Annotated in this window: 25 protein-coding genes; 10 read left to right on the top strand and 15 right to left on the bottom strand. The window is 68.2% G+C overall.

Going from position 1 to position 23,903, the window contains the following annotated elements:
• Positions 1–215 precede the first annotated feature (215 nt).
• Positions 216–863: a TetR/AcrR family transcriptional regulator gene (locus tag ACIBG5_RS26990; RefSeq protein ID WP_396394229.1), complete on the bottom strand. Its 648-nt coding sequence runs from the start codon at positions 861–863 to the stop codon at positions 216–218.
• Positions 864–919: 56 nt separating this feature from the next.
• Here ACIBG5_RS26990 and ACIBG5_RS26985 point away from each other — a divergent pair, with 56 nt between their 5' ends.
• Positions 920–1,435, top strand: coding sequence for an ester cyclase (locus ACIBG5_RS26985; protein WP_396394228.1), 516 nt, complete (start codon positions 920–922; stop codon positions 1,433–1,435).
• Between the two features lie 143 nt (positions 1,436–1,578).
• Complete coding sequence (locus tag ACIBG5_RS26980) at positions 1,579–2,361, top strand: enoyl-CoA hydratase/isomerase family protein (protein ID WP_396394227.1); 783 nt, start codon at positions 1,579–1,581, stop codon at positions 2,359–2,361.
• Here the strand turns inward: ACIBG5_RS26980 and ACIBG5_RS26975 are convergent.
• From ACIBG5_RS26975 to ACIBG5_RS26965, 3 genes are all read right to left on the bottom strand, one after another.
• Positions 2,353–2,694 (bottom strand): YciI family protein, encoded by a 342-nt coding sequence (locus ACIBG5_RS26975; RefSeq protein ID WP_396394226.1) that lies wholly within the window; start codon positions 2,692–2,694, stop codon positions 2,353–2,355. The genes ACIBG5_RS26980 and ACIBG5_RS26975 overlap by 9 nt on opposite strands.
• Before the next feature lie 77 nt (positions 2,695–2,771).
• Positions 2,772–2,927: a DUF6131 family protein gene (locus tag ACIBG5_RS26970; protein ID WP_396394225.1), complete on the bottom strand. Its 156-nt coding sequence runs from the start codon at positions 2,925–2,927 to the stop codon at positions 2,772–2,774.
• Between the two features lie 94 nt (positions 2,928–3,021).
• Positions 3,022–4,422 carry an MFS transporter gene (locus tag ACIBG5_RS26965; protein ID WP_396394224.1) on the bottom strand — a complete coding sequence of 467 codons (1,401 nt, stop codon included), beginning with the start codon at positions 4,420–4,422 and terminating at the stop codon, positions 3,022–3,024.
• Positions 4,423–4,601: 179 nt separating this feature from the next.
• Here ACIBG5_RS26965 and ACIBG5_RS26960 point away from each other — a divergent pair, with 179 nt between their 5' ends.
• The 3 genes from ACIBG5_RS26960 to ACIBG5_RS26950 are packed head-to-tail and all read left to right on the top strand — an operon-like array spanning position 4,602 to position 6,893.
• Positions 4,602–4,955 (top strand): YciI family protein, encoded by a 354-nt coding sequence (locus ACIBG5_RS26960; protein ID WP_396394618.1) that lies wholly within the window; start codon positions 4,602–4,604, stop codon positions 4,953–4,955.
• A complete protein-coding gene (locus ACIBG5_RS26955; protein ID WP_396394223.1) occupies positions 4,952–6,184 on the top strand; it encodes an RNA polymerase sigma factor in 1,233 nt (410 codons plus the stop codon). The genes ACIBG5_RS26960 and ACIBG5_RS26955 overlap by 4 nt, the downstream gene beginning before the upstream one ends.
• Before the next feature lie 37 nt (positions 6,185–6,221).
• A complete protein-coding gene (locus ACIBG5_RS26950; protein ID WP_396394222.1) occupies positions 6,222–6,893 on the top strand; it encodes a hypothetical protein in 672 nt (223 codons plus the stop codon).
• On the opposite strand, the gene ACIBG5_RS26945 is transcribed toward ACIBG5_RS26950, so the two are convergent.
• From ACIBG5_RS26945 to ACIBG5_RS26935, 3 genes are all read right to left on the bottom strand, one after another.
• The gene (locus ACIBG5_RS26945; protein WP_396394221.1) at positions 6,890–7,441 is read right to left on the bottom strand and encodes a DUF4240 domain-containing protein; all 552 of its coding nucleotides are present in this window, start codon (positions 7,439–7,441) and stop codon (positions 6,890–6,892) included. The genes ACIBG5_RS26950 and ACIBG5_RS26945 overlap by 4 nt on opposite strands.
• Before the next feature lie 54 nt (positions 7,442–7,495).
• Positions 7,496–8,440 carry an aldo/keto reductase gene (locus tag ACIBG5_RS26940; protein WP_396394220.1) on the bottom strand — a complete coding sequence of 315 codons (945 nt, stop codon included), beginning with the start codon at positions 8,438–8,440 and terminating at the stop codon, positions 7,496–7,498.
• Positions 8,441–8,512: 72 nt separating this feature from the next.
• Positions 8,513–10,288: a glycoside hydrolase family 36 protein gene (locus tag ACIBG5_RS26935; protein ID WP_396394219.1), complete on the bottom strand. Its 1,776-nt coding sequence runs from the start codon at positions 10,286–10,288 to the stop codon at positions 8,513–8,515.
• A 19-nt stretch (positions 10,289–10,307) separates the two neighbouring features.
• Between ACIBG5_RS26935 and ACIBG5_RS26930 the strand changes: the two genes are divergently transcribed.
• Positions 10,308–11,063: an SDR family NAD(P)-dependent oxidoreductase gene (locus ACIBG5_RS26930; RefSeq protein ID WP_396394218.1), complete on the top strand. Its 756-nt coding sequence runs from the start codon at positions 10,308–10,310 to the stop codon at positions 11,061–11,063.
• Positions 11,064–11,068: 5 nt separating this feature from the next.
• Here the strand turns inward: ACIBG5_RS26930 and ACIBG5_RS26925 are convergent, their stop codons facing one another.
• From ACIBG5_RS26925 to ACIBG5_RS26905, 5 genes are read right to left on the bottom strand one after another with little or no spacing between them, the layout of a single operon-like run.
• A complete protein-coding gene (locus ACIBG5_RS26925) occupies positions 11,069–12,850 on the bottom strand; it encodes a glycoside hydrolase family 36 protein (protein ID WP_396394217.1) in 1,782 nt (593 codons plus the stop codon).
• A 2-nt stretch (positions 12,851–12,852) separates the two neighbouring features.
• Positions 12,853–13,887, bottom strand: a complete 1,035-nt coding sequence (locus ACIBG5_RS26920) for a zinc-binding dehydrogenase (protein ID WP_396394216.1) — start codon at positions 13,885–13,887, stop codon at positions 12,853–12,855.
• Positions 13,888–13,895: 8 nt separating this feature from the next.
• Positions 13,896–15,230 carry an ABC transporter substrate-binding protein gene (locus ACIBG5_RS26915; RefSeq protein ID WP_396394215.1) on the bottom strand — a complete coding sequence of 445 codons (1,335 nt, stop codon included), beginning with the start codon at positions 15,228–15,230 and terminating at the stop codon, positions 13,896–13,898.
• A gap of 29 nt (positions 15,231–15,259) precedes the next feature.
• Positions 15,260–16,099: a carbohydrate ABC transporter permease gene (locus ACIBG5_RS26910; RefSeq protein ID WP_396394213.1), complete on the bottom strand. Its 840-nt coding sequence runs from the start codon at positions 16,097–16,099 to the stop codon at positions 15,260–15,262.
• The gene (locus ACIBG5_RS26905; RefSeq protein ID WP_396394212.1) at positions 16,096–17,052 is read right to left on the bottom strand and encodes a carbohydrate ABC transporter permease; all 957 of its coding nucleotides are present in this window, start codon (positions 17,050–17,052) and stop codon (positions 16,096–16,098) included. The genes ACIBG5_RS26910 and ACIBG5_RS26905 overlap by 4 nt, the downstream gene beginning before the upstream one ends.
• 110 nt (positions 17,053–17,162) lie before the next feature.
• Here ACIBG5_RS26905 and ACIBG5_RS26900 point away from each other — a divergent pair, with 110 nt between their 5' ends.
• The 3 genes from ACIBG5_RS26900 to ACIBG5_RS26890 are packed head-to-tail and all read left to right on the top strand — an operon-like array spanning position 17,163 to position 20,052.
• Entirely contained in the window at positions 17,163–17,984 is an 822-nt protein-coding gene (locus ACIBG5_RS26900) for an IclR family transcriptional regulator (protein ID WP_396394211.1), read from the top strand.
• Positions 17,985–19,124 (top strand): mandelate racemase/muconate lactonizing enzyme family protein, encoded by a 1,140-nt coding sequence (locus tag ACIBG5_RS26895; protein ID WP_396394210.1) that lies wholly within the window; start codon positions 17,985–17,987, stop codon positions 19,122–19,124.
• A complete protein-coding gene (locus ACIBG5_RS26890) occupies positions 19,114–20,052 on the top strand; it encodes a hypothetical protein (protein WP_396394209.1) in 939 nt (312 codons plus the stop codon). Before ACIBG5_RS26895 ends, ACIBG5_RS26890 begins: the two co-directional genes overlap by 11 nt.
• Position 20,053: 1 nt before the next feature.
• Here ACIBG5_RS26890 and ACIBG5_RS26885 read toward each other — a convergent pair whose 3' ends face one another.
• Positions 20,054–20,857, bottom strand: a complete 804-nt coding sequence (locus ACIBG5_RS26885) for an alpha/beta fold hydrolase (protein ID WP_396394208.1) — start codon at positions 20,855–20,857, stop codon at positions 20,054–20,056.
• A gap of 100 nt (positions 20,858–20,957) precedes the next feature.
• On the opposite strand from ACIBG5_RS26885, the gene ACIBG5_RS26880 reads away from it, so the two are divergent.
• Positions 20,958–21,635, top strand: a complete 678-nt coding sequence (locus ACIBG5_RS26880; protein ID WP_396394207.1) for a TetR/AcrR family transcriptional regulator — start codon at positions 20,958–20,960, stop codon at positions 21,633–21,635.
• 3 nt (positions 21,636–21,638) lie between these two features.
• On the opposite strand, the gene ACIBG5_RS26875 is transcribed toward ACIBG5_RS26880, so the two are convergent.
• The gene (locus tag ACIBG5_RS26875; RefSeq protein WP_396394206.1) at positions 21,639–22,727 is read right to left on the bottom strand and encodes a YbhN family protein; all 1,089 of its coding nucleotides are present in this window, start codon (positions 22,725–22,727) and stop codon (positions 21,639–21,641) included.
• Positions 22,728–22,801: 74 nt separating this feature from the next.
• Positions 22,802–23,881 (bottom strand): LacI family DNA-binding transcriptional regulator, encoded by a 1,080-nt coding sequence (locus tag ACIBG5_RS26870; RefSeq protein ID WP_396394205.1) that lies wholly within the window; start codon positions 23,879–23,881, stop codon positions 22,802–22,804.
• Between the last annotated feature and the right edge of the window lie 22 nt (positions 23,882–23,903).

Here is a 23,903-nt window from a genome sequence, read left to right as displayed (position 1 = left end):
CTTCGGGCGCTGTTGACGGTGCCGCGCCTGTCTATGCCGTCCTGCAGACACTTCTAGAAACCCAATCTGCCGAGACCAAAACGTTATCGACCGGAGGAGTCAAGCACAGATCCCAGCGGGGTTCGCAATCGACCCCCAGTTTTAACGCATTACGAACATCCGCCACCGGGCGCCGAGCGTGATCTGCCCGCTATCCGGAGGTGATCGTGCCGAGATCAAACGCTTGGTCCACACAAGGCGTCGATAACAGCGCTCTTGAGTAACCCGGCGTACCGCTCCGGTGACCATCCGCGGACCAGAACCAGGAGCTCGTACATCTCGACCGAGATGTAGGTCCACAGCACATCGGCGACCTCCTCGAGGGTGATCCCGTCGCGCAGATCGCCCGTCTCGAGCAGATGGCGGCCGAGCATCGTCATCCCGGTCAGCCGCTCGTCCATCAGCGTCTGCCAGGTCGCGCGCAGGGTCTCGTCGCTGAGCCGGCCGTCCCGGATCACGATCTGCACCCGGGCCGACCGCTGCTGCCGGACGACCAGGCCGTCGACGTACAGCGCGATCTTCCGGCGTACGTCGGGCTCGGCCTGGATGGCGTGGGACTCGGGGCGCTCGGCCATCGGCACCGGCTCGTCGTCGCCGGCGATGACGAAGTCGAAGACCGCCTTGGCCAGCACGGCTTTGGTGCCGAACCCCTTGTAGATGCTCTCGGCCGAGACCCCGGCCCGCTTCGCCACCGCACTGATCGTGGTCGCCTGGAAACCGTCCGTCTCGAAGAGATCGCGCGCCGCGATCACGACGTCACGGCGGCGATGCCGGGCACGCTCGCGCCGTCCGGTCGCGTCGTACGGCCTCTTGACTTCGGTCATTCTCGATCCCATGCTTTTGAGTACAGTCACACTGTATCGAATTATTGGGGGCAGCGATGAGTACCACGGCAGGCGTGTCGGCGAATGAACTCGCGGTCCGCGCCATCCGCATCATGGCCGACGGTGACCGGGCCGACTTCGACGCGCTGGTCCATCCGGACGCGGTCAACCGCGAGGACGACGTCGAGCCGCCGGAGTGCCGGGTCGGGGGACCCACCGGGTACTACGCGACCGCGCTCTGGTTGCGGACCGCGTTCGAAGGGCTGGCCTACGAGATCCACCATGTAATTGCCGACGGCAACTTGGTGGCGATCAACTCGACCATGAGCGGGCGGCATGTCGCGCCGTTCGCGGTGTACACACCGGCGGGCGGGGTGGACACGGTGTTCCCGCCGACCGGGAAGACCTTCGCGATCACGCAGTCGCACTGGTTCCGGCTGGAGGACGGCATGGTCGTCGAGCACTGGGCCAACCGCGACGACCTCGGCCAGGCGAAGCAACTCGGCTGGGTCCCGCCGACCCCGGCCTACCTGTTCCGAATGGCGCGGGCGAAGCGACGCGCATCGCGCTAGCGGACCGCCAGCCCATCACAATCGCTCCGGTCACGCGGACGCCTCGCTCAGGCAACGGCCGCGCCCACGATTGTGAGGGGCTGGCGGTACACCATGTGATCCAGCGCGCGGCGGCCGGAGCGGGTTTAGGGTTGACTGCGGGGGTGGATGAGCTCGGGTTCCGGGTCGAAGGCGGGGCGGTGGCCCGGCTGGTGATCGACCGCGTCGCGAAGCGGAACGCGTTGACGCGCGCGATGTGGGAGGTCCTGCCCGGTCTGCTCGCAGAGCTGGCCGCCGACGACGAGGTGAAAGTGCTGCTCGTCACCGGCGCCGGGCCGAGCTTCTCCGCCGGGGCCGACATCGGTGAGCTGATCTCCGGGACCGATCCGGCCGACCCGATGGCCGAACTGCGCGCGTTCAACCTGCGGGCACAGGCGGCCTTGCGGGAGTTCCCGAAGCCGACGATCGCCGTGGTGCGAGGTCACTGCATCGGCGGCGGGCTGGAGCTCGCGGTGAACTGCGATTTCCGGTTCGCGGCACGGGACGCGACGTTCGGGGTGACGCCGGCCCGGATCGGGGTCGTCTATCCGCCGGACGCGATCAAGGTGCTGCTCGACCTGGTTGGTCCCGCGACGACGAAGTACCTGCTGTTCAGTGGCGAACTGCTCGGCGCCGACGAGGCTGAGCTGAAGGGTTTGGTGGATCGCGTCGCCGACGATCCGTTGGCGGCGGCCGGGGCGTTCGCCGCCACGATGGTGTCGCGCTCGCAGCTGACCGTCCGCTCGGCCAAGGAGACGGTCAACGCTCTGCTGGCCGGGACTGATGCGGAGGCGCAGGCGCTGCGGCGCTACCGGGAAACGATCGCCAGTGGCGAGCTCGCGGAGGGCATCGCGGCCTTCACCGAGAAGCGCTCACCCGACTTCCCGTGGCGCGGCAGCTCAGGCTGAGATCAGAGTGCCGCGCAGCTCGACCCGGTCGCCGACCGCGGCGGAGACCCGGGCCGCGATCGCCTCGGCCTCGGCGTCGTCGGCGACGTCGACCATGAAGAACCCGGCGAGCTGCTCCTTGGTCTCGCCGAACGGGCCGTCGGTGACCACCTGGACACCGTCGCGGATCTGCACGATCCGGCCCTCTTCCGGCGGCTGCAGACCCTCTGAACTGACCAGCTCGCCGCTGGCCGCGAGCTCGCTCTCGAGCTTGATCAGCCTGCCGAGCCCACGCTGGTCCTCATCGGTCCAGGTGCGGTCGGTGCTCCGGAAGATCATCACGACGTATTTCATGGGATCACCGTAGCGACGTGGACGGACAGAACCCCGCGAACCGGAGTGGTTCGCGGGGTTCTACGGCTAGCGCCGGATCAGTACCAATGACGTCGTCCGCCGACGGCGTGGCCGGTGGATCCGAGCAGGAACAGCACGGCCCCGACGATGAGCAGGACGATGCCGATCGTCCACAGGATCGGGATACTCAGCAGGAACCCGAGAATCAACAGGATCAAACCGAGGATGAGCATGAAGCCTCCTTCTCAGGACCGCCGGGCGGAGGTGGCGGCCACCCGCATCCGGTGCCCACTCTGAGGGCCCCAAACCTCCAACAAGTGTTTGATGTCAGGAGGTTGCCGGCTCCAGCTGCCCTTGCGTCGACTGCTTGCGGCTGACCAGCAGACCGCAGCCGGCGAGGCCGACGACGATGAAGCTCCAGACGACCAGGAAGGCGATCCGGTAGCCATGGGTCAGAGCGATCGGTGTGGTCCCGGTCGTGGCCGCAGTGGCGACGGCGGACAGTACGGCGACGCCCACCGCACCGCCGATCTGGAAGCTGGCGTTCTGCAGGCCTGATGCGACCCCGGAGTCCTCACCGGCGACGTCGCTGAGGGAGGCGATCGCGCCGGCAACCGTTCCGGCACCCAGACCGGCGCCGAAGATCGTCAGACCCCAGAAGGCCAGCTCGAAGTAGCCGGAGTCCACGGTGAGCATGCACATCAGCGTCGTGCCGACACCTGCGATCAGCAGTGAGACGAACCCGACCCGGCGGGTGCCGACGCGGGTGACCAGGTGCTGTCCGACCATCGACGCGACCACAGCGGCAGCCGCGAGTACGGCGGACATCAGGCCGTAGCGGATCGCGGAAACGCCCAGCGCCAGTTGCGCGTACTGCGTGTAGATGTAGTTCAGCCCGAACGCCGCCAGACCCCAAGCGACTGTGATCAGGTTGCCACCGACCAGACTGCGCGACCGGAAGATCCGCAACGGCACCAGAGGTGCGGCCGACCGCTTCTCCACCAGCACGAACAAACCGAACAGCAGCGCGGACAACACGATCAGCGCGACGGTCCGCCCGACGGACGACTCCGGTGCCTCGATGACGGCGTACACGAGGACGATGAGCGCGGTGGTCACGCTGGCCGCGCCGGCTACGTCGAACCCACGCCGGCCCGGTCCGCGGCTGTCCATCAGCAGGACGGGAGCCAGTACGAGGACCAGCACGCACACCGGCACGTTGATGAAGAAGATCCACTCCCAGCCGAGCCCATCGGTCACGGGCCCTCCGATCAGGGATCCCGCCGTACCGCCGACGCCGCTGGTCGCGCCCCAGATACCCAGCGCCTTGTTGCGGTCCGCCCCGGACGGGAACGTCGTCATCACGATCGACAACGCACTCGGCGCCAGTACGGCGGCCGCGGCGCCCTGCAGGCCACGCGCGAGGACCAGCGCGTCACCGCTCCAGGCGAACCCACACAGCAGCGAGCACGCACCGAACAGCACCAGGCCGGTCATGAACACCCGCCGCCTGCCCAGCAGGTCGGAGATGCGCCCACCGAGTAGCAGCAGTCCGCCGAACATCAGCGCGTAGCCGCTCGGCACCCACTGCACACCGCCGCTCGAGAAGGTCAGCTCACGCTCGATCGACGGCACGGCGACCAGCACGATCGACGCGTCGAGGATGATCATGAACCCGGTCAGACACAGCAGCGCCAGCGCGAGCCAGCGCTTCGTCTCGGTCACCATGTGAACATCTCCAGTACGGCGGGACGCTCCCGCTGAGCGTCACTCGGTGGAGACGTCGGGTCTGGCCGGGCCACTTCGACATCCCGAATCTGTCGAAGTGGGTACAGCTGTTCCGACGTACCGGGTAACAGGGGGTCACAGCGGCCTCCGCGAGCGACAGGATGGTGCCCGTGAAGTACATGCTGCTGATCTACAGCAACCCGGAGAGCTGGGCGAGCCTGTCCGCCGAGCAGCGCGAAGGCCTGGGCCGCGCGCACGAGTCCCTGGCCCGTGAGCTGAGCGAGCAGGGTCTGCTGGTCAGCGCTGCCGGCCTGGCCGATCCCATCACGAGCCGGACCGTGTCGGTGCGTGACGACACCACGACGACCACCGACGGACCGTACGCTGAGGCCAAGGAGCACCTGGCCGGGTTCTACCTGGTCGAGTGCGACAACATCGACCAGGCGATCGGCTACGCGGCCCGGATGCCGGACGCGAAGTACGTCGCGGTGGAGGTACGGCCGGTGATGGACGCGTCCGGGCTGGAGATGTGAGCGGCGTCGAGCTGCTGCTGCGCGAGCAGGCGCCGCAGGTGCTGAGCGCGCTGGTCCGGCACTACGGCCACTTCGACCTGGCCGAAGAGGCTGTGCAGGAGGCGCTGCTCGCGGCCACCCAGCAGTGGCCGGACGACGGTGTGCCTGACAACCCGCGTGGCTGGCTGATCCGGGTCGGCTCGCGACGGCTGACCGATCTGCTGCGCAGTGAGTCGGCGAGGCGGCGCCGCGAGGAGAACGCGGCCCAGATGGCTGCGCCCGAGGAGTTCGTTGCCGCAGGCCCTGAGATCGACGATCCGGGCGGCCGGGACGACACGCTGACGCTGCTGTTCCTGTGCTGCCATCCTGCGCTGTCTCCGGCGTCGCAGATCGCGCTGACACTGCGGGCGGTCGGTGGTCTCACCACCGCGCAGATCGCGGCCGCGTTCCTGGTGCCGGAGCCGACCATGGCGCAGCGGATCAGCCGGGCGAAGCGCAGTATCAAGCAGGCGGGCAGCACGTTCGAGATGCCGCCGGAGGCTGAGCGGGACGAGCGCATGGGCGCCGTACTGCATGTGCTCTACCTGATCTTCAACGAGGGCTACACCGCATCCTCGGGTACGGCGTTGCACAGTGCCGAGCTGACCACGGAGGCGATCCGGCTGGTGCGCGGCGTACGCAAGCTGCTGCCCGACGACGGCGAGGTGGCGGGGCTGCTGGCGCTCATGCTGCTCACGGACGCGCGCCGGCCCGCTCGGACGGGTGCGGACGGCGCACTGGTTCCGCTGGCCGAGCAGGACCGGTCGCTGTGGAACAGGGACACCATCGTCGAGGGTGAGTCGCTGGTGACCGATGCGCTGTCGCGCACGCAGCTAGGGCCGTACCAGGTGCAGGCCGCGATCGCAGCGGTGCACGACACGGCCGAGCAGGCCGAAGACACGGACTGGCGGCAGATCGTTGCACTGTACGACGTACTGGAGCAGATGTCGGACAACCCGATGGTCAAGCTCAACCACGCCGTCGCGGTTGCTATGGCGGTCGGTCCGAAGGAGGGCCTCGCCGTACTCGGGCCGCTGGAGTCCGACGACCGCCTGACCGACAACCACCGGCTGGAGGCGGTCCGCGCCCACCTGCAGGAGATGTCAGGCGACCTGGCCGGCGCCCGCGAGAGCTATCTGCACGCAGCCCGCCGTACGACGAGTGTCCCGGAACGCAACTACCTCCAGTCCAAGGCGGACCGCCTGATCTGACTCGCGGTGGCCCCGGACATGTGTCAGGTTTGGAGCTGTGGATCTCACCAGGGCCTCCCTCCTCCGGGAGATGCTGACCGGCACCGAGCTCGGCACCCGGACGACGGAGTTCGCGCACTCGCTGCGCAGGTTCACCACCCGGAACGGCGGTCTGATGCTGTTCGGGCCGGTCGACGACGAGCCGTGGCACCTGACGGCGCACCTGGACGACGAATTGCACCGGGCCGGCGTCGAGGACATCCGGCCGGCTCTGGTCCGCTGGGCGCCACCACCGGACGCACCGCCACACCTGGCGATCGGACTGGACCGTCTGCGTGACGCCGGGCGGGGCGAGTCCCTGCTGGTGGTGGCGGAGGAGGACCCCGCTGACACGTTGCTGGAACGCATCAGCGACGTACGGCGGCGAGGTACGACGATCTTCAGCATCGGCAACGGTGACAAGGAGCTGACGTCACTCAGCCACGAGACGCTCGTACCGGAGCTGCTGGTGCCGGACGGGTTCGGCTGGACGAGCCGTCCGATCGAGCTCGACCATGACGAACCGCAGAGCGGCGTACCGCTCACCGACACCGAACCGCAGACGACGGAAGGGTTCGAGATGGCGCAGCACCTGGTCAGTCTGGCCGCCGCCGACCAGGACGCCGGCCAGCCAGGCTGGCGCCGCCGTCTCCGTGCCGCCATAGAACGCCTCGGCGGCGAACCGGCCTAGGCCTCCCCGTAGAGCACGGCCAGTCGGGGGAGGTGGGTCTCCAGGTCGTCCTCGTCGTCGAAGTCGATCTCCTTACCGGCGGGCAGGTCCGGCGTATCCGGTGCCTCCGCCTCGACAGCCTTCCAGTACGCCGCCTCGTCGCCGGTCACGTTCTTGTAGGAGTGACTGCCGACGTACAGCATCGCCTCGCCGTCGAACCCCTCGAAGCCCTCCGGCCGATCCTCGTCGACCACGTCCGCGAGCGAGTCCGGCTCTGCCAGCGCGCCCTCCCACACCTCCCGTCCCTGCGCGATCAGCCAGCCCCGGAACGAGTCGAACCCGTCCTCGGAGGCCCCCGAGTTGATCAGGTACGCCGCTGCCCACAGGTCCCACCGGTACGACTCGACCTGCAACCGCGCGAGTTCGACCCCGAACCCCGCGATCGCCTCGGCCTCGAGTCCACCGAGCACCTTGACCAGCGCGTCCGCAACCCCGTCCGGATCCGCGACGGTGTCATCCACCGCACCACGCGCACCCTCGACCAGTCCCCAGAAACCATCCCTGTCCACCCCCACAGCCTCTCACCGCCCCCACCCCCAACGGGAGCGCTGATCCGGTGTGATTTACCAAACGTCGTCCAGGGCGGTGTGGTGGGTGGGGGTGAGGTTGAGGGTGGTGCTGTGGAGGGTGGTGGTCAGGTGGGTGGGGGTGGAGATGCCGATGATGGGGGTGATGGCGGGGGTGCTGGTGGTGAGGTAGGCGAGGACTACCTGGCTGCGGGTGGCGTTGAGTTCGGTGGCTATGTCGGTGAGGACCTGGAGGCGGCGGGTGGTGCCGGGGTGGTCGAAGGCTTCGGGGATGGGGCGGTCGGGGCGGTTCTCGTAGGCGCCGGACATGAGCGGGCTGTAGGCGAAGAGTTGCTGCTCGGGGTTCTGTACGGCGTAGTCGAGAACCTCGTCGGTGATCCAGCCGAAGCGGTGGTCGTGGGTGTGGTCGCGGACGAACGGGCGCGGCTGCAGGTACGAGTACCGCAGTTGCAGAGCGGTCGGGCCCATCACGCCCAGTTGCAGCGCGAGGTCACGCATCCGCTCGACCCGCCACAGTGCGTAGTTCGACAGACCCAATCGGCCGATCGTGCCGGCCGCGGCGTGCTTGCCGAACGCTGCGACCGTTTCCTCGAGCGGAGTGTCCCGGTCGTCGCGGTGTGCCCAGTAGAGGTCGATGTGGTCGACCCCGAGCCGACGCAGTGAGGCCTCGAGCCCCGCGTCGATCGCCTTGGCGCTGAGCCCCTCCGAATGCTCCGGATAGCTGCCAGGCCAGAGCGGCTCGCAGCCGACCTTCGTCGCCAGCTTCACCCGGTCCCGCACACCCGGCCGGCTCGCGAACCACCGGCCGAGCAGCTCCTCACTCTGCCCGCCATGGCCGCTCGGGTCCTGCCAGAACGCGTAGCAGTTCGCCGTGTCGATCCACTCTCCGCCACCATCGACGTACGCGTCCAGCAGCGCGAACGACTCCTTCTCCCCGATCCGCGTCCCGTACTCCATGGCGCCCAGCGCGATGTTCATCATGCCGTCGATGCTTCATCCTGGCGCGCACTCCAGGTCAAGCAATCCGGTGGAGCCGCACGAGTCCGAACAGGTCTACGCCGGAGTGAGGCTGACCAGGAGACCGTCACCGTCCGGGAGCGTCAATCCCTTGTCGTTGATGGTCACCGGACGCGTCTCGCCGGTCCACTCGTCGCACAGGACGTAGTCCCCCTCGAACCCATCGAGCGCGACCCGCACCTCGCCCAGAGCCGCGGGCAGGCTGATCGCGAGCAGTACCCGTCCGTCCTCGGTTGTGGCCTGGACGGCGTCGTACCCATCGACGTCGACCTTGGGCCGGCGGACGGTTGCCGTACGCAACGGACCGCGCCACCGCTTGAACGCCGCGGCCGCCTGAGCCATCGTCTCACGGGTCTCGTCGCTCCAGGTCTCGGGATCGTCCATCAGCACCCATGGCCCACCGATCACGTACGGCGCGATCCGCGCTCGCGGGGAGAGCTTGTCGGCACCCATGTACGCGCTCTGCCAGTCCAGCGGCAGGTACCGACCGAGACCGACCTTGGCCAGGCTGTTCCAGTGCGTACGGCAGTGGTCCTCGGTGATCGTGGTGTGATGGCTGCGCACCATCGCCAGGTCCAGCGGACGTACGCCGTTCCAGCAGTTCTCCAGCACCAGTTGGGGAAACTCGGTCTGCAGGGTGCGCAGGACGTGGTGCCACGCACGCTCGGCGGCATGTTCGCCGGCGCCCGGATCGTGAGTGTGGTCGTCGCGATCGCAGCGGGCGATGGACTCGAAGTCGTGCAGGAACCAGGTCAGCCCGAACTCGCCGACCATCCGCCGGAGTTCATCGAGGATCCAGTCCCGGGCCGGGTCGTGACCCAGGCAGAGCGCATGGTTGCCGAAGCTCAGCTTCGGCGTCATACCTCGCCAACTGGCCAGCCACTCCGGGTGCTCTTGGGCGACCGGTGACGCCGGATCGGCATTCCCGAAGCCACACCAGACACCGAAGCCCATGCCGCGCGAGCGAGCCTCGTCCGACAACCACCGCATGCCGGAGGAGAACCGGTCGTTGGCGTGCCAGTCGCCGACCGAGCGTTCCCAACCTTTGTCCACCACGAAGACCTCGGCACCGATCGCCGCGGTCGCGTCCATCATCGCGATGATCCGCTCGGTGGAGGTGTTCTCCTGCACACCCCACGAGTTCGCCACCACACAAGGGAATGCCGGGTCACCAGGCATCCCGCGCAGGTCGGGTGCCGTCACGACCTCGTCGATCACCAGCGACCGCAGCGCCGCCGCCCCCGCATCCAGACCGCCCGGCACCACAGCAACCCAGCCGACTGGTCCCTCCCAGTCCTCCGAGCCGGCCGGATGGAAAGTGTCCGATGGCAGCCTGCTGGTGATCCGCGTCCGGCCGTCCCGAACCGTCACCTCGATGGTCAGCGAACCGCTGTACTCCCACGCCAGTACGGCGCACTGCCCGGCGAACTCCACCAGCGTCCACGCAGCCGCATCCTGGTGATCGTCGTCCGGCCCCGGCGCCGCACCCTCCAGATAGCGATGCCCGTCTTTGATGTCAGGAAAGCGCATCGGCTCACCGTTGCGATGGGCAACGGCATCGGCCGTGCCATACGGTCCGGCGTGCAGACAGATGAGATCACCCTCGACCAGCCTCCTGGTCGGCGTGACGACACCTCGATCAGCGGCGTCCCAGCTGAAGGGATGCAACCACTCCACGACCGCCTCGTCCGCCTCGAGCTCGATCTCGGCCAGGGGTGCGGACCGGGTCAGCGTCGTCGCGAGTCGAAGGAACGGACCGATGTGGTCCTCCACAGTGGCATGCGCAATTCCGAAGTCAGTCATCGTGGCCATCTCTCGTAGGGTTGGGGCCGTGGACAACGCGGTGGTGGTGACCGGAGCGGCCAACGGCATCGGTGCGGCGATCGCCCGCCTGCTGGTCGAACGCGGGTGGACAGTGATCGGGCTGGATCGTGACGAACCGCGGCTGCAGAGCCTGCGCGACGAGCTGGGCGACAAGTTCGTCAGCGTCACCGGCGACGTCACCCGCCGCGCGGACCACGAGCGAGCCCGGCAGGTCGCCACCGAGAACGCCCGGCTGACCGGATGGGTCAACAACGCCGGGATCGAGCGACCGACGACGGCCCGGGGACTGGACGAGGATGACCTGCAGGCGATCGTCCAGGTCAACCTGATCGGCACCATGCTGGGCTGCGCCGTCGCCACCGAAGCCCTGCGCGGCGCCGGCGGCGCGATCGTCAACATGTCGAGCATCCACTCGCTGGCCGGATTTCCGGAGTCGTTCGTGTACGCCGCGACGAAGGGCGGCATCGACGCGATGACGCGCCAACTCGCGGTGGAGGAGGCGGCCCAGGGCATCCGGTGCAACGCGGTCCGTCCGGGCGCGGTGATGACACCGCTGACCCAGTCGTTCCTCGATGCGTCCGACGATCCCGATGCTCTGCTCGCGGAGTACGCCGACCTGCACCCGATCCGCCGCCTGATCGAACCAGTTGAGATCGCCCGCGTGGTCGCGTTCCTGCTGTCGGACGAGGCGTCGTTCGTCAACGGCGAGTCGATCACCGTTGACGGCGGCGCTACCGCGCGCTGCTATCCCTACCCGACCTGACGACCTCATTCGGCACGGCTCAGCAGCCACAGGATCGAGGTTCCGGCCGTCGCCATCAACCCGGCCTCGGCAAGGTCCTTCCCGGTACGCCGCTCCGCCCGCCGCAGATCCCCGTCGTCGAGCACGTCAACGGCGTACGTCGCCATCGGGTCGAGTCCAACCGGCCGGACTGGCTCCCAGCCCCCGGTCGGGTGCAACCGGAAGCCGGCAACGAGATGACGGTCGTCCGCGGTCAGCTGGTAGGCGGGCTGACGCCAGCCCTTCTCCTCGCGCAACGGCTGCTCAGTCAGCGGAATCAGCACGCCAGTCTCGACCAACGGCCTGATCACCGACCGATAGCTGTCCACGTGATCCCGAAGCCGCCGCAACAGCTCCGGCCGCATCTCGGTGAGTCGCACCGACACACCGAACCGATGCAGCAACGCCGCCCGCATCTTCGTGTCGAATTGGTCCGACGTGATCAACGTGCCGGAGTAGTCGACCTTCTGGAACCGATGCTCGCCGCGCCACTCACTCTGCGGCCAGTGCAGCAGTTGACGAGGCGGCAGCAGCTGAGCCGCACCCCACAGACACGTGAGGTGGTGCTCGGTCCAGTCCGGGTCGGAGAGGAACAACGCGTCGACATGTGCGGCCAGCCCGGCGTCGATCCGCAGCCCGCCGGACGAACACGCCTCCAGCACAGTCTCCGGATAGGCCGCACGCAACCGATCCAGTACGTCGTACAGGCCGAGGTAATGGCGCAGCAGGCCATCCTCCGGGCCGTGGCCGTGGTCGTCGCGGGTGCAACCGGCTCCCGGATCGAGGTTGAAGTCCCACTTGATCCAGCGGGCGCGGGTGGTCTCGATCAGCCCGGACACGCTGGCGAAGACGTGCTCCTGCCCGGCCGGGGAGCCGAGGCAGACGTAGCCAAGGCTGGAACCTGCGTCGCCCGTGGCGACCAACTCGGGCCGCTCGCCGGCGATGGACGCGCGGGCGCCGATCGCCTCGGCCTCGATCCAGATGCCGAACTCGATGCCCAGGGCGCGGGTCTGATCGGCGAGCCAGGCCAGTCCGTGCGGGAAGCGTGCGGCGTTGACCCGATGCCAGTCGCCGCGCTCGGCGAACCACTGGCTGTCCGCCTCCGGGCGGCCGAACCAGCCTGCGTCCAGCAGCGCGACCTCGAGTCCCAGATCCGCGGCGACGGCGGCGTTCGCGAGGAAGACGTCCTCGGAGATCTCGGCGTCCTCGTACGGCCACCAGTGGTTCCACTCGGTCAGCAGTGGCGGACCGGCGGGGACCTGCTCGGACAGATGCCGCGCCAGGGCTGCGGCAGCGGAGGCACGCGTCTCGCCCCACGCGATGCTGACCTCCGGCAGCGTGAACGTCTCACCGTCGCCGAGGATGATCCGCTGCCCGTCAGGGTGCAGCGCGACATCGATCCGCACGCCGTCGTCGGTCGGTCTGCTGGCGATTCGCCAGTTCCCGCTCCAATGCAGCGTCACGACGTACGCACCGGCTTCGGTCTCGATCGCCAGCCACGGTACGGCGCCCTGCGTGGAACGACCCGTGGTCACTTCGAGTTCGGCCGACTCGTCCACCGGCAGGGCCACCGGCTGGTACTCGAGCCCCCAGCCGCTGGTGAAGCCGTCGATCGACGTTGCCCGGGGCAACACAATGAAGCCGACCTGTGGATCCCACTCACCAGCCTGGGTGACGGTCACTGCGTAGGTCGCCGCATCGGCGGACTGCCGGATCAGTCCGGCCTCGGCGCCGGGCAGTGCGGGGATGAGTTCCGGCGTCTCGATCACGATCACGTCCCTGGGTTGCTGGGTTGGAGTACGACCTTGCCGGCCGGATGGCCCTTGATCAGTTGCTCGTACCAGTGCTGTCCGTCGGCCAGAGCCGCGTGCACCACCTCGCCGCGGAACACCAACTCGCCGCGTCCGAGCAACTCGACCGCCTGGCCGAACTCGTCCGGCCGGTACGCGAAGCTGGTGGTGCAGGCGACCTCGCGACGGATCAGGTCCCGCAGCGGCAGCACGCCGTCGGCGGCGTGCAGCCCGACGAAGCAGACGTCTCCACCCGGTCGTGCGGCGAGCGTCGCCGAGGTTCGGGTGTCGGCGCTGCCGACCGCGTCGAACACCGCGTCCGCGCCCAGTCCGCGGGTGAGCTCCTTGAGCTGCCGGACGAGAGCGTCCGGGTCGTCGCTGAGCCGCGTCGCTCCACTGGCTTCGGCCGCGGCGACCCGTCCTTCGACCCGCTCGGTGAAGAACAGGTGCTCGACGCCCCGAAACCGCAGTACCTCCAGCAGGAGCAGGCCGATCGGACCGGCACCGATGACCAGGGCGGACCCGCCGGCCGAGATCCGGGTACGTCCGACCGCCCGTAGCGCACATGCAGTCGGCTCGGCGAACACGCTGGAGCTCGGGTCGGACAGATGATCGACGCGGTGCACCGCAGTCGCCGATACGACGATCAGCCCCGCGTTGCTGCCGTGGACGTGGCCGCCGAGCAGCCTGCGTTGCGGGCAGACGTTCTCGTGCCCGGCCACGCAGATCGGGCAGATCCCGCACGACCGCAGCGGGTTGGCGGTGACTGACGCACCCAGTGGCAGCTGTTGCTCCACCGGGACGTCAGGCCCGTACGCGTCGACCACGCCGACGAACTCGTGCCCGAAGACCAGCCCGGGCTTGCGCAGGCCGTCAGTGCCGAGGAACCCACCGAGCTCCGATCCGCAGATCCCCGACTGCGTGACGGCGATGCGGACCTCGCCCGGCCCGGGCACCGGGTCGTCGAGAGTGACCAGGTCGAAGTGTCCGACGTCGCTGAGAACCAGCGCCTCCATAACGCTCCTCAGCCGAGCAACTTGGTGGCGGCGTCCTGCATCTTCTGTGCGGCGTCCTCCGGGGTGAGCTTGTTGTTGAGCAACTGCTCGAAGTTCTTGCCGTAGACCTCGTTGAAGATCTGCTGCATGTTGGCGGTGTAGATGTCGCCGATGCGTGCGTTCGACAGGTCCTTCATGGCCGCCTCGAAGCCTTCCGGCATTCCCTTCAGCATGTCCTGGGACTCCCGGGCCGCGTTCTGCAACGGGATCCAGTCGTGGTCCTTGGCCATCTGGGGCTGGAACTTGGTCGCGCTCCAGGTCGCGAAGGCCTGCGCCGCCGACAGCGCGGCCGACTGCCGCGGGATCACCCAGCCGCCGAGCCAGTACGGCGCGATGCTGTTGCCCTGGTACTTCGGCAACGGGGCCATCGCCCACTTGTCCTTCATCTGCTGGAACGACGAGATGTTCCAGGTGCCGTCGGCAATCATCGAGTACGCGCCGGAGGCAAAGCCGCCGTTGTTCTGCGCGACCCCGGCCCGCTCGTCCGGCCGCGGGGCGATGTGCTTGGACCACATCATGTCCTGGACGAACCGCATCGACTCGACCACCTTCGGGTCGGTCATCTGGAACTTGGTCGGCTCCAGCGCCTTGTCGACGAACGACGAGCCGGCTGCCCAGGACAGCGACTGGATCCCCCACCAGATGCCGAGCGAACCGATGTCGAGGCCCCACCGGGTGACCTTGCCGCCGGTCGACTTCTGCAGCTTGGGTGCGGTCTCGACCACCTTGTCCCAGGTCCAGGTCGCATCCGGGTAGTCGAGCCCGGCGGCGTCGAAGTGGGACTTGTTGTAGAACATCGCCATCGACTGGATGTTCTCCGGCACGCAGAACAGGTGCTGGCCGTCGAACTTCCACGGGTCGTACAGCTTGGTCGGGTAGGCCTTCGCGTCCATCATCGGGGTGGTGTCGATCACGGGCTGCTCGTTGAAGACCAGGTTCTTCTTGTAGTGGGCGTACGCCTGGACATCCCAGTAGTAGATGTCGAACGGCTTCTTCGCGGCGTACTGCAACTGCACCTTCTGCCAGTACTGGTCGTACGGCAGGAAGTTGATCTTCGCGGTGTACTTGCCGGCGAACTCCTTGTTGAACAGCGCGACCCGCTTGCGGAAGTTCGCGTCGATGGTCGGGCCGTTCGTCCAGGCGTAGATCTCCAGGTCGGTCTTTCCGACCAAGGCGGTTCCGGTAGGCGCCGGCGCGGCGGCCGACCCGCCACTGCTGTTCCCGGAGCAACCGACCAGACCTGCTGCTCCGGCGGCGGTCAGGCCCCCGAGCAGGATCCGGCGGCTGACGGTGTTGTTCGACATGGATCGTCTCCTTCGACGTGACGGTCGGGCTACTTGTTCACGCCGCTGACGGCGATGCCCCGGATGAAGTAGCGCTGGGCCAGCAGGAAGACCAGGATCGACGGGAGCGCGGCGATGGTGGTCGCGGCCATGGTGAGGTGCATCTGCGGCCCGATCCGGGGCGAACCGCTGAAGTAGGACAGGGCGACGGCGATCGTGTACTTCGACTCGTCCGACAGGTAGATCACCGGGCCGAAGAAGTCGTTGTACGAGGCAATGAAGGTGAAGACGGTGACGGTGGCGATCACCGGCCAGCTCAGCGGCAGGAAGATCGTCCACCAGATCCGCAGGTAGCCGGCGCCGTCGATGCGGGCCGCCTCCTCCAGTTCGCGGGGGATGCCCATGAAGAACTGCCGGAACAGGAAGATGAAGAACGCCGAGCCGAAGAAGGCGGGCAGGATCAGCGGCTTGAAGGTGTTCAGCCAGCCGAGGTGGTTGAACACGATGTACGTCGGCACCAGGGTGACCGTGGTCGGCAGCATCAGCGTCGCCATCAGCGCCAGGAAGATCGCGTTCCGGCCGGGGGCCTGGAGCCGGGCGAACCCGTACGCGCTGAACGAGCAGCTGAGCAGAGTGCCCAGTACCACCAGGCCGACGATCGTCGCGGTGTTCAGGATGTAGCGCTGGAACGGCACCAGCTGGAACACCTCGGCGTAGTTGTGCCACTGCGGGGTGAACTTCCAGATCGGCGGCGTCACGAACACCTGGGTCGGCGCCTTGAGCGAGGTGAGCACCATCCAGACCACCGGCATCAGCACTGCGAAACAGCCGACGGACAAGACGATCAGCCGGATCCAGGTCCCGAGCGGGAGGCCTTTGCGCTGCGTCATCGGTCGTCCTCCGTCTCGGTGTGGACCCACATCGGCATCGAGCGGAAGACCAGGAGGGTGAGCGCCATGATGATCGCGAACGCGACCCAGGCGATCGCCGAGGCGTAGCCCATCTTCAGGTACTGGAAGGCGTTCTGGTACAGGTACACCGACAACAGCAGCGTCGAGTTGTTCGGCCCGCCCTGGGTCAGCACGAACGGCTCGGCGAACACCTGCAGGCTGTTGATGATGCCCATGATCAGGTTGAACAACGTGACCGAGGACAGCATCGGTACGGTCACGTGCAGGTGCTGGCGGAACGTCGAGGCGCCGTCCACCTTCGCTGCCTCGTAGAGCTCCTTCGGCACGCCCTGGAGGCCGGCCAGATAGATCAGCATGGTGCCGCCGAATCCCCACAGGCTCATGAAGATCAGCGCGCGCAACGCCCACTGCTCGTCGGTCAGCCAGGACGGACCGTCGATGCCGACCTTGGCCAGCGCGGCGTTGATCAGGCCGTACTCGCCGTTGAACATCCACTTCCACACCATCGCGACGGCGACGCCGCTGATCACGCTCGGCAGGTAGTAGGCCGAGCGGAAGAACTTCTGCGCCGGCAGCTTGGTGTTGAGCAGGATGGCCAGCACGAGCGCGAGGATCATCGTGGCCGGAACACTCACGACGCCGTAGATCAGCGTCACGCTCAGGGACTTGCGGAAGATCGGGTCGGCGAACAGGGCGCTGTAGTTGTCCCCGCCCGTCCACACCGGGTTCGTCAGCATGTCGTACGACGTGAAGCTCAGGCCCAGCGAGGCGAGCATCGGCCCGATCGAGAACAGCAGCAGGCCGAGGACGGCGGGCGCGATGAAGACGTAGCACCACAACGCCTGGCGCCGGGTCATGGTCAGGCCGCGGCGGGGCGGAGTACTCGCCACCGGTTCCTCGGCCGCCGGGCGGACTGCAAGACGTTGAGCCATAACTCCCTCGTTCCAATTATCGGAACGCTGTTCCTATCAGCGGGACCTGTTGGCATAGTAGGAGCAAAGATGAGGGTGGAGTCAACCGTTTGGACGAAAGCAGGGGGCTGATGGAAACAGAGGGGAAGCGTGCCGTAGAGGCGAGCGCCTTGACCGGTTCGGCGCGCGTACTGGCGGTGCTGCGCCACCTGGCGGAGAACCCTGCCGGGACACGACTGGGCGAGGTGGCAGCGGCCCTCGACGCGCCGAAATCCAGCGCTCATCGTGCCCTCGGCGCCTTGGTCCAGGCGGGATTCGCCCGGCAGGACGCCCAGGGCGTCTACCATCTGGGTTTCGATCTGCTCCGGCTCGTCTTCGGGTACCACGAGGCGCGGGCGCCGAGTCTCACGGTGGGCCCGCTGCTGCGCCGGCTCGCGGACGAGACCGGCGAGACGATCCACTACGGAGTCCTTGTCGACGGCAACATCGTCTACCAGGCGAAGGTTTCGCCCAGCCGGCAGACGTTCCAGATGAGCTCGGTGATCGGCGGCTCGAATCCGGCGTACCGCACAGGTCTCGGCAAGGCGCTGCTGATGCACGAGCTCACCGACCGCACGGAGGTCGATCAGTACGTCGCCGAGTACGGACCGCTCGAGGCCCGGACACCGCACACGCTGCGTACGCCGGAGGCGTTGCACGACGCCCTCGCGGAGGGCCGCAGCAACGGCTACATGCTCGACATGCAGGAGAACGACCTCGGCATCGTCTGCGTCGCGCTGCCACTGTTCCTGGATTCGCCGACCCGACCGACCGGCGCGATCAGCATCAGCGCAGTGGTCAGTCGGACGACACCGCAAGACCTCGTCAGCTGGCTGCCCCGGATCCGCGAAATCGTCACCGAGGAGCTCGGTGGCGCGGTCCTGCGCGCTCCCGAGCCCTTCACCGGAGGCTGAATGTCCACCACAGCAACGAATCTGACCATCACCGACGTCGAGGCCGTCCATCTCCGGCTGTCCGCGGTGGATGCGGACCGCTGCGACGGGACGCAGGACACCCTGCTGATCTTCGTCACGGCCAGCGACGGCTCTGTGGGGGTGGGCGAGGTCGACTCGGCACCACTGGTCGCGAAGGCGGTCGTCGAGGCCGAGCCGTCGCACCTGATCGCCCGGGGTTTGCGCTCGATCCTGCTCGGTCGCAACCCGCTCGACATCGAGGTTTGCTGGCACGCGATGGTGGAGGGCAGTCGCTACTTCTCCGGTGGCGCGACGATGCACGCGATCAGCGGAGTCGACATCGCGCTGTGGGACTTGGCCGGCAAGATTCTCGGGGTGCCGGTGGCGCGGTTGCTCGGTGGAGCGCGCAGTGACCGGCTCACGGCGTACGCGAGTCTGGTCATGCCGGACACGCCGCTGCTGGCGGCGAAGGCCGCGGCGGACCATGCCCAGCAGGGATACCGGGCGATGAAGTTCGGTTGGGGACCGATCGGGCCGGACCGGGACTTCAATGAGGAACTGATCAAGGAGATCCGGCGAGCCGTGGGCGACGACATCGACGTGATGATCGACGCGGGCCAGGTCTGGGACACCAAGACCGCCCTGCGGATGGCCGCGATGTACGAGGACTACGGCATCGCCTGGCTCGAGGAACCCGTTGCCCCCGACAACATCACGGGCTACCGCGAGCTCTCCCGCCGTACGTCGCTCACGATCGCGGGAGGTGAGCAGGAGAGCAGTCATGCCGCCTTCGAGACCTTGATCGACGAGGGTGAGCTCGATCTGATCCAGCCGGACCTGGCCCGGTGCGGCGGCCTGACCGCCGGGCGCCGGCTGGCCTGGCTGGCGCACACGCGGCACCGGCGGTTGGTGCCGCACGCCTTCAAGAGCGGCGTGCTGGTGGCGGCCTCGACCCACTTCGCGGCCTCGATCCCGAACGGCGGACTGATCGAGCACACCGTGTCGACCTCGCCGATCGCACGCGACCTGGTCCGGCGCGAGATCGCGTTCGCCGACGGCACGGTCAAGGTTCCCCTCGACCAACCAGGGCTGGGGGTTGAGGTGGATGCCGACGTGATGGAGCAGCTTCGTGTCGACTAGCCCACGTCTGTCGACCGAGTGGTCGCTGGCCGGTCAGCAAGCGGTCATCCTGGAGAACGCGGAGACCCGGATTGTCGTCCTCCCCGGACTCGGCGGCAAGGTCATGAGCATCGTCGACAAGCGGGTCGACGCCGAACTGCTCTGGCGCAACGACCGCGTCCCGGTCCGGCCCCCCGCCTTCGGGTCCGGGTACGACGACCAGTTCCTCGGCGGCTGGGACGAGTTGTACCCGAACGACGAGCCGGAGGTGCTGGCGAGCGAACCGGTCCCGGATCACGGCGAGTTGTGGGCCGTGCCGTGGCACTGGAGCACTGGTTCGGACCCCGGTCAGGTGTGGCTCGAGCTGACGGTCCGCGGTGCCGTGACGGGGACCGAGGTGACGAAGCGGCTCACGGTCGGCGCCGGTCCGGACCTGATTGTCGACTATCGGATCGCGAACACCGGCCGGATCGATCAGCCGTTCCTGTGGAAGTCCCATGTGGCCGTGGAGCTGCGTCCGGACACGGTGATCGACCTCGCGGCCGGCGACGTACTGATGCACGAGTTCGGTGATCCGCGGGTCCGGCCGGACGGTGGCAGCTTCACCTGGCCGTGGGCTTCGGGCCACGACCTCCGCACTCTTCCCGACACCACCAGCCGCGGCGTCTCGGAGTTCCTCATCGCCAGCACGCTCGAACGCGGCGAGTGCGGAGTGCGGCATCCCTCCGCCGGCACTGGCCTCCGGCTGTCCTGGGACCGCACCGACCTACCGTCGTGCTGGCTCTTCGCCTCGTACGGCGGAGGCTGGCGCGGCCTCGACGTCCTCGTCCTGGAGCCTTGCACCGGCTACCCCCTCTCCGTCAACGACGGCGTCGCGGCCGGCACCCATCAGATCCTCCCCGCAGGCGCCACCAAGTCCTGGCAACTGACGGCCCACCTGATCCGCTGACTCAGAGGTCGTGCGCGAATTGGCGCAGGACCGGGGCGAGGACAGGCGGCTCGGCACTGTGGTTCTCGCCGGTGACCGGGAGCAGGCGCGCGGTCGGCAGGCGCTTGGCGACGGCCTCGGCGCCGGTGATCAGCCAGGGTGCGGTGGCGTCGCCGTGCATGACCAGGACTGGGACGTCGACCGCCGCCCAGCGCTCGGCAGGGAGCGGGTTGCCGGACATGGTCGTGCCCATGATGCGTCCGTCGTACGAGATGGTGTGCGCGATCTCCTCGACCGGGGCCCAGTACGGGCTCTGCCGGATGCCGGCGACGAACTCGGGCGGCATGTTGGCCGCGGCCGTCATGAACAGCTCCGCCGCGGCGCCGCGGTCCCCGGCCGCGACGTACGCCTCGAGCTGCTCGACGTAGTCGGACGGCAGCGGCGGACGGCCGTCGTCGACCACCACGGGCGGTTCGAACAGGGCCAGCGCCGTGATCGGCAGCCCGGCGGCAGCGGCGTCCAGCGCCAGCAGTGAGCCGGACGACCAGCCGAACACGATCGCCGGCTGCCCGGCGTCCTCGATCAGCGCAGCGAGATCCTCGATCTCGCGCTGGATCGCGTACGGCTTGGTGTCGGTGCTCTCGCCGCGCCCGCGCCGGTCGTAGGCGTAGACCCGGAACTCGTCGCTCAGCAGCTTCGCGACCTCGGCGTTCGACGGGTTGACCGCGCGGTGCGCGGTGGCGCCGTCGATCATGATCAGCGGCTGCCCGGATCCCCAGGCCTCGAAGGCGATCGTCGTACCGTCGGCGGACCTCACTGTGCTCATCGTCGTACTCCTTCTGATGTCGTTGGGAACTAGACCGTACAGTACTCAGAGAGGAACTGGACTGTCTAGTATGATTTTGGGACGACTCGAGGAGGACCGCGTGGAGTACCGACAACGCGCTGCCGTCTGGCAGCCCGGACAGGCCGTCGAGATCGAAGGCGAGGGCCGTACGCCGCGGAAACGCCGGGCGATCCTGGCCGCGGCGACCGAGGTCTTCCTGCAGCACGGCTACCTCGGCGCGAGCATGGACGAGGTCGCCGCGAAGGCGGGTGTGTCCAAACAGACCGTCTACAAGCAGTTCGAGAACAAGGAGCGCCTGTTCGCCGAGATCGTCCTCGGCACCAGCGATCAGCTGATGGACGGCCTGGCCCAGGCGTACGCCGACACGCTGGAGGGAGCCACCGACCCGCGCGAAGCCCTTCGGGCGTTGGCTCGCCGGCTCCTGGACAGCCTCACCGCCGGGAGCGTGCTCCAGTTGCGCCGGCTCGTCATCGCCGAGGCGGATCGGTTCCCGGAGGTCTGCGGGGCCTGGTTCAACACCGGTTTCGAGAGATCGCTGGAGGCGTTGGGCGAAGCTCTCACCCGGTTGACCGAGCGCGGTCTGTTGCGTGAGCTCGACGACCCGACGCTGGCGGCGTACCAATTCGCCGGACTGGTGATGTACAAGCCGATGAACCGGGCGATGTTCGCCGGCACCCAGGCGGGGCCGGTCGCCGGCGAGCTCGACCAGCTCGCCGATCAGGCGGTGGACGTCTTCCTCGCCGCGTACGGCGCTTAGCCTCTATTCGTCGTTCCCGGCGGACGGGGGCTCAGGCGCCTTTTTCCTCGTCGGTCTGGTGACATGCAGGTGGATCCGCCAGCCCGTCCAGGCCAGGAGGCCCACCGGGATCGGCAGCCAGAACGAGATGAGCCGATACAGCAGCGTCCCGATGAGTGCGGTGTCGGCACTGAGTCCGATGACAACAAGCAGCGCGGTGAGACCGGCGTCGACGAAGCCGAGACCACCCGGCGTTATCGGGATCAGTGTGAGGGCCTGAGCAACGACATAGGCCATGAGGACCTCGGACGGGCGGGCATGTGCGTTGAGCGCGGCCAGCGCGACCACGAGTGCGGCGTAGTCGAACATGCGGTTCGCCGCCGCCGCGAGGACCGCTTTCCACCAGTGACCCTCGAAGGCAGCGGCAACCCGGTCTCGCTGCGCTATCAGCGTCGCGGAGCAGGTGTCCGCAGTCACGCTGCGCTTGACGATGTGGATGACGCGACCGGCTACGCGACCGACCACCACCACGAACCGGCTCCAGGTGAGCGCGCTGAACCCGAGACCGACGATGACGATCGCCAGGATCAGCGAGACCAGGAGGCCGAGCTCCAGTTGCCGCGCCGGCGGTGGGCCGATCAGCAGGGCGGGCACCGTGAGGATGGGCAACAACAACAGCACGCCGGTGGTGATCAGGCCGATCGCGGTCAGAGCGGAGGCGACGACGGCCGCGGGCTGCCCGGCCTGGATCAAGAGCCTGGCTTGGAGGACTCCGCCGGCTGCTGGGCCGCCGGGGACGACCTTGCTGGCAGCGTTCCCGGCCAGTTGCGCCGTCGCGAGCGTGCCCCAGCCCGAATGGACGGGTGGTGGCTCCCCGTCCCCTGCGCGCTCGGCCAGGGCCAGTCTGGCGAGCCACCACAGTGCGGCGAAGCTGAGGGCCTCCAGTACGACGAGGACCGGGAACCACCAGGGTTCCACGTCCGCGAGGCGTGGCCAGGCTCCGAAAAGGGACAGGATGCTCGGCGCCACGATGTAGAGGCCGACACCGGTGATGGCCAAGCCGACAGCGCGGCCGCCCCAGCGCCGCACCAAAGCCCCGCCAGCGACGCGCATGTCTCACCCCGCTCAGTGGACGAGTCGCCTCGCCACGATAGCGCGACCTGCCGGGTCGATCGGTGGATCGAGGCTCAGAGGGTGCCGCGGGTCGAGGTCCGGACGACGAGCTCCGGGGTGAACGTGACCCGCTGGTGTTCGTGGTCCGGGTTCGACGACTCGTCGAGGAGGAGCTCGGCGGCGGTCCGGCCGAGGAGCTGCCGCGGCTGGCGCACCGACGTCAGCGGTACGGCGGCCGCCTCGGCGAACTCGATGTCGTCGTACCCGACGATGGCGAGGTCCTCGGGAACGCGCAGGCCGAGACTGACGCACTGTTGCAGCAAACCCAGGGCCAGCAGGTCGTTCGCGCAGAACGCGGCGGTCGGCCGCCGGGCTGCCGGGAGGCCGGCAAGTCGTTGCCCTGCGCCCCTTCCCTCGGCGACGGTGAGCGCACCGGTGGTGAGCTCGATCAGGTTCTCCGGGGGTTTCCCGGCCTTGCGCAGGGCGCGCCGGGCGCCGTCGCGCCGGTCGACGACCTGGCCGATCGTGTTCGGGCCGCCGACGTACGCGATCCGTTCGTGGCCGAGTTCGAGCAGGTGGGCGATGGCGAGTTCGCCGCCGAGGATGTCGTTGACCGCGACCGAGCAGTGTTCGCCGTCGTCGATGTTGCGGTCCACCACGACGACCGGCGTACCGCGGGAGGGGAGCTTGCGCAGGCGGGAGGAGTTCTGGTCGATCGGGGTGATCAGGACGCCCTGGACGCGTTGCTGCTCGAGCAGGTCGAGATAGTCGGCCTCGCGGTCGGCGTCCTCGTTGCTGTTGCACAGGAAGACCGAGAGTCCGGCCGCCTGGGCCGCCTCCTCGACACCCTTGGCCACGTCGGTGAAGAACGGGTTGCCGGCGTCGAGCATCAGATACGCGAGGATCCGGCTGCTGCCCGCGCGCAGTTGCCGGGCCGACTCGTTCCGGACGAACCCCAGCGAGGCCATCGCCGCCTCGACCTTGGCCCGGGTCAGCGGGCTGACCACCTCCGGCCGGTTCAGCACATTCGACACGGTCCCCAGCGACACCCCGGCCGCCGCGGCGACTGCCTTCACGCCGGCGGTATGGCGCTTGGCGGCCTTCCGCCGCTTTCCGCCTCCTGGAGGCAAGGTTTCGGGCGCGCTGTCCGGCATGCGCGACCTCCCTGCGTCGTGA

The organism is Kribbella sp. NPDC050241, from assembly GCF_044459685.1.
Lineage (GTDB): Bacteria > Actinomycetota > Actinomycetes > Propionibacteriales > Kribbellaceae > Kribbella.
This window is presented reverse-complemented; position numbering and strand designations above follow the sequence as displayed.